This window comes from Chryseobacterium sp. CFS2, from assembly GCF_036543225.1.
Lineage (GTDB): Bacteria > Bacteroidota > Bacteroidia > Flavobacteriales > Weeksellaceae > Chryseobacterium > Chryseobacterium culicis_A.
In genome coordinates this window covers 170,997-184,765 of record NZ_JAZHQU010000009.1, presented here as the reverse complement: position 1 = coordinate 184,765, position 13,769 = coordinate 170,997, and the positions used below count along the sequence as shown (strand labels likewise).

11 protein-coding genes are annotated in these 13,769 nt (G+C 36.7%); 7 read left to right on the top strand and 4 right to left on the bottom strand.

The window, feature by feature from the left end; translation table 11 throughout:
- Positions 1–130: 130 nt before the first annotated feature.
- The 3 genes from ODR02_RS19735 to ODR02_RS19725 all read right to left on the bottom strand — a co-directional run bounded on the left by ODR02_RS19735 (position 131) and on the right by ODR02_RS19725 (position 5,242).
- Positions 131–3,091, bottom strand: a complete 2,961-nt coding sequence (locus tag ODR02_RS19735; protein ID WP_309513229.1) for a reprolysin-like metallopeptidase — start codon at positions 3,089–3,091, stop codon at positions 131–133.
- Between the two features lie 228 nt (positions 3,092–3,319).
- A complete protein-coding gene (gene tatC, locus ODR02_RS19730) occupies positions 3,320–4,147 on the bottom strand; it encodes a twin-arginine translocase subunit TatC (RefSeq protein WP_185126812.1) in 828 nt (275 codons plus the stop codon).
- Between the two features lie 135 nt (positions 4,148–4,282).
- Positions 4,283–5,242, bottom strand: a complete 960-nt coding sequence (locus tag ODR02_RS19725) for a KpsF/GutQ family sugar-phosphate isomerase (RefSeq protein ID WP_209784199.1) — start codon at positions 5,240–5,242, stop codon at positions 4,283–4,285.
- 158 nt (positions 5,243–5,400) lie between these two features.
- On the opposite strand from ODR02_RS19725, the gene recQ reads away from it, so the two are divergent.
- The 6 genes from recQ to ODR02_RS19695 all read left to right on the top strand — a co-directional run bounded on the left by recQ (position 5,401) and on the right by ODR02_RS19695 (position 12,244).
- The gene (gene recQ, locus ODR02_RS19720) at positions 5,401–7,605 is read left to right on the top strand and encodes a DNA helicase RecQ (protein ID WP_309513228.1); all 2,205 of its coding nucleotides are present in this window, start codon (positions 5,401–5,403) and stop codon (positions 7,603–7,605) included.
- A gap of 213 nt (positions 7,606–7,818) precedes the next feature.
- Entirely contained in the window at positions 7,819–8,898 is a 1,080-nt protein-coding gene (locus tag ODR02_RS19715; protein ID WP_209784201.1) for a glycosyltransferase, read from the top strand.
- Positions 8,899–8,966: 68 nt separating this feature from the next.
- Positions 8,967–9,311 carry a hypothetical protein gene (locus ODR02_RS19710; protein WP_209784202.1) on the top strand — a complete coding sequence of 115 codons (345 nt, stop codon included), beginning with the start codon at positions 8,967–8,969 and terminating at the stop codon, positions 9,309–9,311.
- Positions 9,312–9,348: 37 nt separating this feature from the next.
- Complete coding sequence (locus ODR02_RS19705; RefSeq protein ID WP_209784203.1) at positions 9,349–9,735, top strand: cupin domain-containing protein; 387 nt, start codon at positions 9,349–9,351, stop codon at positions 9,733–9,735.
- A gap of 130 nt (positions 9,736–9,865) precedes the next feature.
- Entirely contained in the window at positions 9,866–11,269 is a 1,404-nt protein-coding gene (lpdA, locus tag ODR02_RS19700) for a dihydrolipoyl dehydrogenase (protein WP_105701327.1), read from the top strand.
- Between the two features lie 120 nt (positions 11,270–11,389).
- Positions 11,390–12,244, top strand: a complete 855-nt coding sequence (locus ODR02_RS19695) for a DUF4476 domain-containing protein (protein WP_209784204.1) — start codon at positions 11,390–11,392, stop codon at positions 12,242–12,244.
- 80 nt (positions 12,245–12,324) lie between these two features.
- Here ODR02_RS19695 and ODR02_RS19690 read toward each other — a convergent pair whose 3' ends face one another.
- Complete coding sequence (locus ODR02_RS19690; protein WP_209784205.1) at positions 12,325–12,771, bottom strand: hypothetical protein; 447 nt, start codon at positions 12,769–12,771, stop codon at positions 12,325–12,327.
- Between the two features lie 137 nt (positions 12,772–12,908).
- Between ODR02_RS19690 and ODR02_RS19685 the strand changes: the two genes are divergently transcribed.
- Positions 12,909–13,733, top strand: coding sequence for a CvfB family protein (locus ODR02_RS19685; RefSeq protein ID WP_209784206.1), 825 nt, complete (start codon positions 12,909–12,911; stop codon positions 13,731–13,733).
- The last annotated feature ends 36 nt before the right edge of the window (positions 13,734–13,769 follow it).

Below are 13,769 nucleotides of genomic sequence, written 5' to 3'. Positions count from 1 at the left end.
TTATTAAATCTTTTCAAAAGTATAAAATTAAATTAATAGCCCGATGCCGGAAATCAAATTAAATACAAGATTTTAAAAAGGCATAAAAAAAGCCCGGTCATTGCCGGGCTGTAAAAAAATGGGTGAGGTTTTATTTTTTGATAAATTTCAGATTTGTAGTCGTTCCTTTATCTTCAATTGAAATAATATAAGCTCCTGTATTTAATTTTGAAACAGAGATTTTATTATCATTAATCTGGCCATTCATTACTTTCTGACCTGCCATATTGGTAATGATAAACTGAGCTTTTGATGAAATCTGAGTTACATTCAATACATCACTTGCCGGGTTAGGGTAGATCTGGATGGCGCTCTTGTCTTTCAAGGTCTCACTGGTAGAAAGCTGTTGCTGAATCAATACCGGATAATCCTCAACTTCGCCATACTGCTGGTTGCTGCAGCCACTGTTGGGCTGGCTTTCATATCCTAATACAACTCTCATAATTACGTTTCCTCCGGTATAAGCATCTGCCGGTACGGAGAATGTTCCGGAAACAGGTGATATGGTACTAGCTGCGCTGGTGTAGATGACTTCAGAAGAGGAGAATACTCCGTCTCTGTTGAAGTCTATCCAGGCTGTTACTCCATCATTATACTGAGCACCTGTCCATCCTTTGGTTATACTTACATTATTTCCTGTAGATCCGGACATAAGCGTAATTAGTTTGGAAGGATCTGTAGTATAGTCTGTGTAAGGAGTATTACTACTGCTGTTTGAAACAGGGCTCATTCCGGCACCAGTTACTGTAACATTGGAAATATACTCATCAGCAGCATTTGTTCCTGTTACTGAACATTTAGCAAATGAAGATGTTGTAAAGTTTGTGGATGCTGAATATGTTCCAACGGATGCACCGCAAACATTCGCTATCTGTACTTCATATTGAGTAGCTTCAGTAAGTCCTGAAATATTATAAGAATTTGTTGAAACAGGAACAGTAGTCCATGTAGCTGTTCCTACTTTTCTATACATCACAGAATACGTTGCTCCTACTAACGCTGTCCAGTTTACGGATGCTGAAGTTCTTGTAATACCTGTTACCGTAATACCTGCCGGAGCAGATGTTGTACAGGCACTTGCAGATGCAGAAACAGTAGCATTTCCAACGGCGTAGAATACATTATCAATGGCACTTACTCTTATTTTTACACTGGCCCCTGTTGCCAGAGAAGAGAATGAAAATGGTTCGGATCCGTCATTTGCTGTAGATGGAGTAATAACCGTCCATGTGCTTCCATTGTCTGTAGTATAATCTATTTTAACGTTTTGTACATTATATGGAGCATTATTCGTGTTTACCACATCCCAGGTAACAGCTCCTGGTGTATTATTGTAAACTGTAGTTGAAGTTACTTTGAAAGGGCCTTCATTTCCTATATCTACTTTCATCAGGCCGCTCTGTGTCTGCTGTTGTGCAGCATCCGGATTATTGTCTCTTACCATTACCTTGAAATTCATTGTTCTTGGAATATTGGATACCGTTTCCCAGTCTACAGCACTGGTAAGGGTTCCATTAAGAACATTTGACAATTTAGGGAAATAACGTGTAGGAGAATTTGTAGGCATTATAGATCTGAAATTTGCCCCATTATTTCTGGTTGCACTTACCGGGCCAAAAGCAGAAGTAGTCAGGTCATATTGCTCCCAGGTATAAGTCATCGGGTCATTTTGTGTATCTGCTGCTGAAGCTGTTAACACAAAAGCTGTTCCTTTAGGGATCATTTTATTAGCCATTGGCTGTATTGAAGGAGGGGTATTGGCTACCGCTGTAATCGTTCCACAGTCTTGAGAATTGACATAAGCTCCTACTTCTTCAATATTTTTGGTATGAAAATAGGCATCAGAGTGCATCTGAACATTATAGTTGGTAATTCCGGCATATCCCATAATCGTAGATCCGGATCCCGGCTCCATATGAGCGCCATGCAAAGCAATAGACATGGTATGTGCTGCACCGAACTGGTGGCCAATTTCATGAGCTACGAAATCGATGTCATAATTGTCTCCAAAAGGCTGGTCCGGAGTAGAAGGTGAAGTAATTCCTGCTCCTTTAGAAGTAGCATCATTGTTACTTGCAGGATTTCTGCAGACATTTCCTACATCTCCTGCACTTCCGCCGCCGCCTCTGTGGCCAAAGAAATGTCCAATATCATAGGCAGCGTTACCTACACCGGCAGTGTTGGTAAGGGTTTGCTGAAGCTGGAGGTTCCATGCACCGGGAGCGCTATATGTACCGTTTGGATTTACTACTACATTCGAATAAGGATCCGTCGTGGGATCTGCAAATATAAGCTGTGGAAGATCCTGTACAATCATATGGATTCCAAAATCCTTTTCAAAAACACCATTTACACGGTTCATTGTGGCATTAATACGGGCTGCAGCCTGAGGAACACCTCCGGCAAGTTGGGTATATTCACCGTTTACGGAGATGGCAATTCTATAGGTTCTGTATTTTTGCTCATTACTTTTATTAGAGTTGCCTAGCCCTTTCAAAACATTTTTTGTTTTAAGCAGCTTATTCATCTCCTTTTTTACCTTCTCAGGTTCAGAAGTTCGGCATTCGAAAGGATCTTCGTGAGATTTGTTAGATTTGAAAAAGACTCCATATACATCCTTTTCTTTGTTGATGGGTTCTATAAATTCGTATTTTCCGGTATCGGCATTGAATACCATAGATTGGAAGTCGTTCGGAGCAGTACTGAATCTGATTTGTTTATGAGGATTATCCAGTCCTATACCTGAATAGGCACCTAATTCATACCTTTCCGCCATCGCTTTTTCTACTACCGGAGAGCTGTACACGGAGAATCTTTCAACTCTTCCGTCTGCTGTAGGAAGAGAAACAATTACCGGGTTTCCTCCTTTTCCTGCTTCAGGAGCATTCTTGAGTTGATTTCTCAATGCAGAAAGATCAAATTTGTAGGCGTATTCTACTTTTACTTCTTTTCTTACTGGCGTGATCTTCTCCGAGACCGGTTCCCAGCGTTGTGCCTGTAAACCGCTCAGACTTAATGCCAATGCACAGACGAAAATAATTTTCTTTTTCATATTTTTTTATTGATTGTTATTAAAGTTTTAAAGATAGTTTATTTTTTTAAATCTTTTGTTAGTGATACATTGTTAATTGCTCACAACTTTATAATTTTAGTTGAATTTCATCGTTATTTTTAATTATATTAAGAATAAATATAATTAATGTTAATTTTTTCAAATAAAAAAAGCGCTACGATTCAATTGAATAGTAGCGCTTAAGCTTTTATTAGTAAAAAATACTGTTTATTTCTGTACTGCCGGAAGATTTCCGTTGCTCTTCTGTACTTTTTTATAAGTGAATGTACACATCATAATACTGAACTCGTATAAAATAAGCAGCGGGAATGCAGCCATCAGCATACTTAAAACGTCTGCAGGAGTAATAATTGCAGCGACAACCATAATCAAAACAATAGCGTGACGACGGTACGTTTTCATAAACATAGGCGTAAGAATTCCGATGCTCGTAAGGAAATAGATAAGAATAGGGAATAAGAAAATAACACCCATACCCAAAACTACCTGTAAAAATAAAGTGGTATAATCACTTAAGTCATAAAGCGGAACAATAATGTCTGAAATCTTAAAGATAACCCCGAAATTAACCGCAAACGGAAGGATTAAGAAGTACCCGCATAATACTCCGGTCATGAAAAGTATCCATACCGCATTAATAATATAGATAGAATTCTTTCTCTCTCTTGGATGCAAAGCAGGACCGATAAAACGCCATAATTCCCATACAATATAAGGAAATGCAGCTACCATTCCTCCAAAAACAGAAACAGCCATCATCACATTGAACTGCTGATACAATCTCTGTACACGAACAGGGAAGTCCTTTGGGAGATGAATACTGTCTTCTCCCAAAATCATTCTGGAAAAATGATTAACAACTCTGAAGGTTGGGAAATCATTCCTGGTGGGCCCAAAAAAGATATGGTCCATAATCCAGTTGATATTAAAACCAACCACAAAAGCAGCAATTATGATAGCAATAATCGAACGGATCAGATGCCCTCTTAATTCTCCTATATGTCCAAGGAAGGACATGTCTTTACCATCACTCACAGAATACAATTTTTAAAGCGCAAATTTATGAAAAAAATGACAGAAGTAAGAGTCTGCAGGTTATTAGTTAAATTTTACTTTTAATCTGCCTATTATCTTTTATTTATTAACCTCCAACTTCTGAATTTTTACCTTCTAATTAATTCCCTCGTCCAGCAGTTTATGCAGGTCTATAATCCCGAAATATTTTCCGTTTTCCGTTACAACAAGCTGGCCGATATTATTTCCTTTCAGAATTTTCATAGCTTCTTTGGCCAAAGCATCTTTTTCAATGGTTCTTGGATGGGCAGACATAATATCTTTAGCGGATACCTTACTGATATCTTCTCCTTTCATCAGCATTCTTCTCAGATCTCCATCTGTGATAACACCAATAATCTGGTCTTCATTCGTTACCACTGTGATTCCGTGGCTTGAACCACTGATTGAGATAATTACATCTCTTATGGATGCATCTTCAGAGACCTGAGGCTTTTGTGAAGAAAGGAACTGCTCTACTTTAGAAGTCAGGTTTTTTCCTAAGCTTCCTCCCGGATGGAATTTCGCAAAATCATTAGCCTTGAAATCATTCAATTCCATTAATGCCACAGCCAAAGCATCTCCCAATGCCATCTGAATGGTGGTAGAACTGGTAGGTGCCAATTTATTAGGACAAGCTTCAACGTCCACATGAGTATCTAAAATAACCTCAGAAAACTCAGCGAGTTTACTCTTCTTATTTCCTGTCATTCCGATCAGAGCAGAAGAATAATCCTTTAAATAAGGAACCAGATTGGCAATTTCTGGAGAATTTCCGGAATTCGAGATGCATAAAACAACATCCTGCTTCTGAATAACTCCAAGGTCGCCATGAATAGCTTCCGAAGCATGTAAAAACTGAGAAGGAGTACCAGTAGAATTTAATGTAGCCACAATTTTATTACCAACATGGGCAGATTTCCCTATTCCTACCACAATGAGCTTCCCTTTTGCTGAGTGAATGATCTCTACGGCATGGGCAAATTGGTCATCAATTCTGTTTTTTAATTTTTCGAGTTCAGAAATTTCTATTTCTAAAGTGCTTTTTGCAATTGATATAATGTTGGTTCTATCCATTTTATGATGATAAGGTATACAAAAAAGTTCCTAAAAAACGTTATATTTTAAAAAGAATATTTAATATAAATTTTATTTTTTATAAATTCGTTCGCTTTTATTTTAAGCAGAATTTTTATAACTTTGGGTGAGATGCAAATTTAGCAATAGAAAATTAGATGAGCGCAAAAAAAGCCAATTTATCAGGCGAATTGAAAAAGTATTTTGGGTTTTCTACATTTAAGGGCCAGCAGGAACAAATTATAGATAACCTATTGAATGGGAAGGATATATTTGTTTTAATGCCTACAGGTGGCGGAAAATCATTATGTTATCAGCTTCCGGCTCTTATTTCGGAAGGAACAGCAATAGTAGTTTCGCCCTTAATAGCGTTGATGAAAAATCAGGTAGATGCCGTGAACGGCCTTTCTTCGGAAGATGGGGTAGCCCACGTACTGAATTCATCATTAAACAAAACGCAGACCAAGCAGGTTTTTGACGATATCAAAAGCGGCAAAACCAAACTTCTGTATGTAGCTCCTGAATCATTGATTAAAGATGATTACCTGGATTTTTTGAAAGAAGTGAAAATTTCTTTCTTTGCTATCGACGAGGCTCACTGTATTTCAGAGTGGGGACATGATTTCAGACCGGAATACAGGAATCTGAAACAGATTATAGACAAAATCGCCAATGTACCGGTGATTGCTTTGACGGCTACTGCTACTCCTAAGGTTCAGGATGATATCCAGAAAACTTTAGGAATGACGAATGCATTGGTGTTCAAAGAAAGTTTCAACCGTCCTAATCTATACTATGAAGTATGTCCTAAAATTAATGTAGATAAGGAAATCGTTAAATTTATCAATCAGCGTAAAGGGAAATCAGGAATTGTATATTGCCTGAGCCGAAGAAAAGTTGAAGAATTTGCCCAGCTTCTGCAGGTCAACGGAATCAATGCACTTCCTTACCACGCAGGTCTTGATCAGAAGGTTAGAGTAGCGAATCAGGATAAATTCCTGATGGAAGAAGTGGATGTGATCGTAGCAACAATCGCTTTCGGGATGGGAATTGATAAACCGGATGTCCGTTTTGTCATCCATTACGACTTTCCGAAATCACTGGAAAGCTATTATCAGGAAACCGGCAGGGCAGGAAGAGACGGAGGTGAAGGTCACTGTCTGGCATTCTATGATCCAAAAGATATTGAAAAACTGGAGAAATTCCTGGCACAGAAACCTGTTTCTGAAAGAGAAATCGGGCTGCAGCTCTTAAATGAAGTGGTAGGCTACGCTGAAACTTCAATGAGCAGAAGACAATATATCTTATACTATTTTGGAGAAAGTTTTGATCCGGTAGACGGAGACGGAGCAATCATGTGTGATAATTCATCCGATCCGCCAAAATTAAAGGATGCCACTGCAGACTTGGAAAAATCGCTGGAACTGATCAGTAACACTGGAGAAAAATTCAAGTCTAAAGATTTGATTTCTGTCATCGTAGGAAAAGAAAATGCCGTGACGAAATCTTATAAACTGGAACAAAGTTCTCATTTTGGTTTTGGAAAAGAAGAAAAAGATAACTACTGGAAAACGATTCTAAGACAGGCTACTGTTCAGAATTTTTTACAGAAGGATATTGAAACCTATGGGGTTTTAAAAATTACAGAAAAAGGGAAAAATGTCCTGAATGGTAAATCTAAAAATATCTTTTTGATTGCTGAAGACAGGGAATTTGATCTTAATCAGGCAAAAGCAGAAAGCGACCAGGTACAGCAGCAGGCGGGTGGAGGCCTGGATCAGAACCTTTTCAACCTGTTGAAAGAACTGAGAAAGAAAGTGGCCAAAAAACACGGAATTCCACCTTATACCGTATTTATGGATCCGAGTTTGGAGGATATGACGGTTCAGTATCCCATCACAGTTGATGAAATTACCAAAATCTATGGAGTAGGTGAAGGAAAAGCCAAAAAGTATGGTAAAGAATTCGCAGACTATATTAAAACGTACGTTGAAGAGAATAATATAGAACGTACCCAGGATATGGTATTGAAACAGGTAGCCAATAAATCCAGCCACAAAGTTTTCATTATCCAGAGTACGGATAAAAAGATTGATCTTGAAGATATAGCAAGAGCCAAGAACCTTTCTATGGATGAACTTCTGAAAGAAATGGAAAGGATTGTATATCAGGGAACAAAGCTGAATATCGACTATTATATTGAAGATAATTTTGATGAAGATATTGTAGACGGTTTTATGGAATTTATGAACGAATCTGAAAGTGACAGTATGAAGGTACTACTGGATGAATTCGGGGATGAATTGTCTGATGAAGAAGTAAGGATGCTGAGGATTAAATTTATCAGTGACGTAGCGAATTAAAAAAATCAATATTTTTTAGAATATTAATTAAATAAAGTAAGCTTTTCCTCAGAAAGGCTTACTTTATTTTTATAGCGTGTTACGTCTACAGTAAATAGTAAAATCAAATCAGATTTTAAAGCTTAGTTAATTTCTGTTAATTACCATCAAAACAACAATCTTCACCCTTCCTATATTTGACTTTTAATCAAACTTTTTACTAACTTTACACTGATGAAAAAGATATCTGTCATATTTATTCTGCCGGACTTAGAAACCGGGGGAGCAGAAAGGATTGTTACTACTATAGCGAATCATCTTTCCAGAGATCGGTTTGAACCCAAGATTTTGCTGTTACGTAAACAAGGCGGATATTTGAATTTTCTGAAAAAAGATGTCGAAATCATCGATATCAATACCGAAAGAATAAGACACTCATTAAGGCCTATTTTAGGAGAAATCTACAGAAGAAAACCGGATATTGTTTTCTCAGGTTTCGGAGAGGTAAATGCCTATTTATCTCTATTTATAAAACTCTTTCCAAGAACGAAATTCATTGCCAGGGAAACCAATGTGGTTACCCAGCATGTAACCCGCAAAGAGATTAAATTCTTCTATAATTTTTACAATAATTATCAGAGAATCATTGCTCAGAGTGATGATATGATGAAAGATCTGGTGGATAATTTTAATATTAAAAAGAAAAAAATTGTCAAGATCAATAATCCTGTAGACTTTGATTTCATTGAAGATAAAATGGCAATATCTTTAAAACCAGAATGCTTCAAATACAATTATAAAAATGTGGTTGCCATTGGTAATTTATCTTCCAGAAAAGGATTTGACAACTTACTGAAAGTTTTTTCGAGACTGAAAAATCAGAATATTATGCTTCATATTTTGGGAGATGGAAAAGATAAAGACATTCTGGTTCAGACAAAAGAACTTTTAGGACTGAAAAAAGTGATCTTCCATGGCAGACAGGAGAATCCTTATCAGTACTTGAAATATGCTGATCTATTCATTCTTTCTTCAAGATATGAAGGTTTTCCGAATGTTCTTCTGGAAGCAGGAGCCTGCGGAACTTATTCTTTAGCCAATAACTGTCCCGGGGGAATTAATGAAATTATCCAGCACAATATAAATGGTGAAATTGCCAATATTGAAAATTATGATGGTTTTGCCCAGCAGATTGTAACCGTATTGCAGAACAATTACAACAGAGATGCTATAAAAAACTCGATTAAATCACGTTTTTCTAAGAATATTATTTTGGATAAATATGAGAAAGTTTTGCTGGATTTAATGAAGTAGTCTCATCATATTATTTGCCTTATGGAGGTTTATTTTCTTAGATTTGGGGCTTTATTAAATCAATATCAATGAATAAAATCCAAAAATTAGGATGTGCCTGTGAAAAACCTGACTTCAATTATACTGAATTCAGAAGTTCGGAATTAGGTATAGATCATACAGACGGAAGATATGGAGAAGTAACGATTCAACAGTGCAAGCTGTGCCAAAGAATATGGATTCATTATTTTGTTGAATATGAAAGTTTTTCCAAATCAGCAAGATGGTACAAAGGAATTGTTTCGAAAAAAGAGCGTTCACAGATTACTCCGGAAAATGCAGTGGAATATCTGGAAAGCCTTGACTGGTATGTATATGGTGGTTCTTTTTTTGAAAGCACAGGTACATTTGGACAAGGAAAACTGAATATCTAATATTATATACTGATTCAATACATTAAATATCTAATCAATGAAGCCATTTATAATTGTTATTTTGATGCTGAACTCTGTTGTTTTAGCAGCTCAGCAGAAGACCATCTCCAGAAAAGAATTATTAAAAACGGCTCTTGATCAGAATGTTAAATCTACAGAAATTCAGGAAATAACAATGGCTGCAGGACAAGGAGCTCCCGAACATTTGCATCCCTGTCCCGTTTTAGGAATTATAAATTCTGGCGAAGCCTTTTTTCAGATTGAAGGACAACAAAAAGTGGTGCTTCATGCAGGAGATGCTTTTTACGAACCTAAAAACGTGAAAATTCTTCATTTTGATAATGCATCAGCTGAAAAACCCCTGGTCTTCACCGCAATTTACCTGAAGGAAGGGAATGAAGAAAATATAAAGTTCATAAAATAATATTTTTCATAAAACTAAAGCATATAATTATCATTTTTAAAATTGATAAAACTCACTTTGGTGCTTGGTAATTTATATGTAAATTTGTGAGAATTAAGATAGATAATAATAAACAAATTCATACAATAACATGAGTCAATTCGATGTTACCGTAATAGGTTCTGGTCCCGGTGGTTATGTGGCTGCTATTCGTGCAGCACAATTAGGTTTCAAAACAGCAATTATTGAAAAATATTCAACTTTAGGCGGAACTTGTCTTAACGTTGGATGTATTCCGTCAAAAGCGCTTCTTGACAGCTCTGAACATTTCGAAAATGCAAAACACAATTTTGCAGGTCACGGAATTATCATCAACGAGCCTCAGGCAGATATCGCAAGAATGATCGAGCGTAAGAACGAAGTGATCAAACAAAACACTGACGGAATCAGCTACCTGATGAACAAAAACCAGATTACTGTTTTTGAAGGAGTAGGAAGCTTCGAATCTGCTACTCAGATTAAAGTGACGAAAAACGACGGTTCTTCTGAAACCATCGAATCTAAATATACAATCATTGCAACGGGTTCTAAGCCATCTGCACTGCCTTTCATCTCTTTAGACAAAGAAAGAGTGATTACTTCTACGGAAGCTTTAAACCTTAAAGAAATTCCTAAGCATCTGGTAGTAATCGGAGGTGGAGTTATCGGTCTTGAACTAGGTTCTGTATACCTAAGATTGGGAGCTCAGGTAACGGTTGTTGAATTTATGGATAAAATCATCCCTGGAATGGATGGAGCTTTAAGCAAAGAATTGACTAAAGTTCTTAAAAAACAAGGAATGAAGTTTATGCTTTCTACTGCGGTTTCTGCGGTTGAAAGAAACGGAGATACAGTAAAGATCACGGCTAAAGATAAAAAAGGAGAAGAAGTAGTAGTAGAAGGAGATTACTGTTTAGTTTCTGTGGGAAGAAAACCTTACACAGATGGTCTTGGCCTTGAGAAAGCAGGAGTAGAACTTGACGAAAGAGGAAGAGTAAAAGTAAACGACCACCTACAAACGAATGTTGCGAATATCTATGCTATTGGTGACGTTATCAAAGGGGCAATGCTTGCTCACAAAGCTGAAGAAGAAGGTGTTTTTGTAGCTGAAACATTAGCTGGACAAAAACCTCACATCAACTATAACCTTATTCCTGGTGTTGTTTATACATGGCCGGAAGTTGCAGGAGTTGGTAAAACTGAAGAGCAGCTGAAAGAGGAAGGAGTAGCTTACAAAGTTGGATCTTTCCCAATGAGAGCATTAGGTAGAAGCCGTGCAAGCGGTGATATCGATGGTCTTGTTAAGATTATTGCAGACGAAAAAACAGACGAGGTTTTAGGAATGCACATCATAGGAGCAAGAGCTGCTGACCTTATTGCAGAAGGAGTAATTGCTATGGAATTCCGTGCAAGCGCTGAAGATATCGCAAGAAGTTCTCATGCTCACCCAACTTATGCAGAAGCGATTAAAGAAGCTGCGTTGGATGCTACGGCAAAAAGGCCAATTCATATGTAATATTTGATTAAAAGATTTAATCATTTAAATATTTAAAAATTAAAGGCTGTTTCTTTTTGATACAGCCTTTTTTATATGGGTTTGGCATAAAAATGGAGATGGTTTTTGAAAATTTCATGTATGAAAAAGATTTTTATCAGTGGGATGCTTTTGGCAGGAATGAGTTCATTTGCTCAGCAAGCGGGGAAGGCAGGAGAATTATTAAAAAATGAAGCTTCAGCTACAGAAATGAGATCTCCCAAAATCTTAAATGAAAGAAACAAAAGCCCTGATGGGATGAGACCTGGAAATAATACTATTCCTCAGAGAAACAGAAATAATAATCCAAATTATCAGTGGAACAGAAACTACGGATATGCAGAAGTTTTTCTCAGAATTCCTGAGCAGGGCTTTTTTACCGTTGAGGTTGGAGATCAGATGATGGCCAATGGTTCCGGAAAATACAGATTCTTTGATTTGTCATCAGGGAGAATGCCCATTTCAATTTATGAAAGTGGTTTCTTGGTGTACAGAACAACGTTGATGCTTCGTAATAACAATAGAGTGGTACTTGATTTTTTCACCAATGAAGGTCTCTATTTATTGGATTCTTACCCTGTTCAGAATCAATATGGATTTAATGATTGGAATGACATCTGGAATAATCCTTACGGAAATCAATCGGATGACTGGTATAACCAAGGAAATGTTATGGATAACAATTCTTTCCGCCAGTTTTTTGATATGATGATGAGAAATGAAAAGTTTGATGACGGGAAAGTAGCCATGATCAATCAGCAGATGCGTACTTCTATGTTTACTTCTGCACAAATAAGAGATCTGGTAAAAGCCCTTAGTTTTGATAATAAAAAATTGGCATTGGCGAAGTCTATGTACCGAAATTGTGCCGATAAAGAAAGATATTTCATGGTGTATGATGCCTTTGATTTTGAAAGCAGCAAACGGGAACTGATGGATTATATTTCTAATTTATAATATTCAATAAGAACGAGCTTTAGCTCGTTTTTATTTTTTATAGGATTTCCATTGGCTTCAGCCAAAACCTATGTTTTTGATTACATTATTTTCAGGTTATCATAAAACTTAGAATGTTTCGGAGCGATATTAAGCTGTATTCCAAAGGTTATTCCTTTAAAATATTTATCTCTGTGAATAGGAAAAGCATATCCGGTATTGAGAAATACAGCATTAAATAGTGAAACCCCTATTCTTGGTTCCACTGAATAGGGGTTGGCGGAAACCCCAATCAACAATCCGGCACGGAGAAAATTGATATTCATTTCGGGAATCAATTTATCTGTTTCATTAACACGGGTATAAAGCAAAGAGGGGCCCGCAATAATAGAACCTTCGTAGCTTTCTCCAAATCTGTATTCTAATCCGGCCTGCACAACATTTCTTCCGGTATATCGATATGAAATATTCACCGCTGTTTTCTCCAGCAGTTGAGCATTTGAAAAGATAACCGAAAGGAAAAAAGGTAGGATGAAATACTTTTTCATGATTGTTTTTTTATTCAAATGTAAGCGTTTTACAGTCTTTATGAAAGGCTAAAATAAGTCTTCAAAAGAATTATAACGGTATTGACTAGGATGGCATCTTCAAATTTCCGTACCTTTGTCAGCTAATTTTATCATCAATGCAACTCGGAAAAACTCAAACTTTAACAATTTCAGAAAAAATTAATTCAGGATGGATCCTCGTAGATGAATCCGGTGAAAAGGCTTTTCTGCCTAAAATCTTTATTCAGGATGAAAAAGAAATAGGTGAGGAGGTTGAAGTTTTTGTCTATCAGGATGATGATAAATTGAAAGCTACTACTGAAATTCCATTGGCTGAAGTAGGTGAATTTGCGGTGATGAGCTGTGTACAAAGTCTTCCAAGTGGAGCTTTTATGGATTGGGGAATTATTAAAGATTTATTTATCCCTTACAAGCAGCAGAAAACCAAAATCATCGAAGGAAAAAGATATCTGGTTTATCTGTATGTAGATGAAGATATGGAACTGATTACAGGGACTACAAAGTTTAAGAGAAATCCACAGTATGAAGAGCTTCCGTTCAAAAAAGGAGACAAAGTAGATCTGATTATGATGAACGAAAGTGAGCTGGGTTGGAACGTGATTATCAACAAACAATATATTGGATTGATCTATGTTTCCGATGTTTTCAAAAAGCTATATCCGCTGTCAGAAGAAAGTGGATACATCAAAACAATACGTGAAGACGGGAAGATAGATATTTCTTTACAACCGGAAGGTTTTGAAAATATTGATGAGTTTAAGCAGAAGATTCTGGACAAGCTGGAGGAAAATTACGGACTTCTGTATGTATCAGATAAGTCTTCTCCTGAAGAAATCAAGAATGAGCTTCAGATGAGTAAGAAGAACTTTAAAAAGGCAATCGGAGGACTTTATAAAGATAAAATCATCGATATCTCAGAGGATAAAATCAAATTATTATAACATAAAAAAACGAGCAGAAATTTCTGCTCGTTTTTT

What these genes read in the sequence shown, in the direction of transcription:
- ODR02_RS19735 (WP_309513229.1), bottom strand. Translation starts at nt 3,091, where the DNA reads ATGAAAAAGAAAATTATTTTCGTCTGTGCATTGGCATTAAGTCTGAGC.
- ODR02_RS19725 (WP_209784199.1), bottom strand. Translation starts at nt 5,242, where the DNA reads ATGGATAGAACCAACATTATATCAATTGCAAAAAGCACTTTAGAAATA.
- recQ (WP_309513228.1), top strand. Translation starts at nt 5,401, where the DNA reads ATGAGCGCAAAAAAAGCCAATTTATCAGGCGAATTGAAAAAGTATTTT.
- ODR02_RS19715 (WP_209784201.1), top strand. Translation starts at nt 7,819, where the DNA reads ATGAAAAAGATATCTGTCATATTTATTCTGCCGGACTTAGAAACCGGG.
- ODR02_RS19710 (WP_209784202.1), top strand. Translation starts at nt 8,967, where the DNA reads ATGAATAAAATCCAAAAATTAGGATGTGCCTGTGAAAAACCTGACTTC.
- ODR02_RS19705 (WP_209784203.1), top strand. Translation starts at nt 9,349, where the DNA reads ATGAAGCCATTTATAATTGTTATTTTGATGCTGAACTCTGTTGTTTTA.
- lpdA (WP_105701327.1), top strand. Translation starts at nt 9,866, where the DNA reads ATGAGTCAATTCGATGTTACCGTAATAGGTTCTGGTCCCGGTGGTTAT.
- ODR02_RS19695 (WP_209784204.1), top strand. Translation starts at nt 11,390, where the DNA reads ATGAAAAAGATTTTTATCAGTGGGATGCTTTTGGCAGGAATGAGTTCA.
- ODR02_RS19690 (WP_209784205.1), bottom strand. Translation starts at nt 12,771, where the DNA reads ATGAAAAAGTATTTCATCCTACCTTTTTTCCTTTCGGTTATCTTTTCA.
- ODR02_RS19685 (WP_209784206.1), top strand. Translation starts at nt 12,909, where the DNA reads ATGCAACTCGGAAAAACTCAAACTTTAACAATTTCAGAAAAAATTAAT.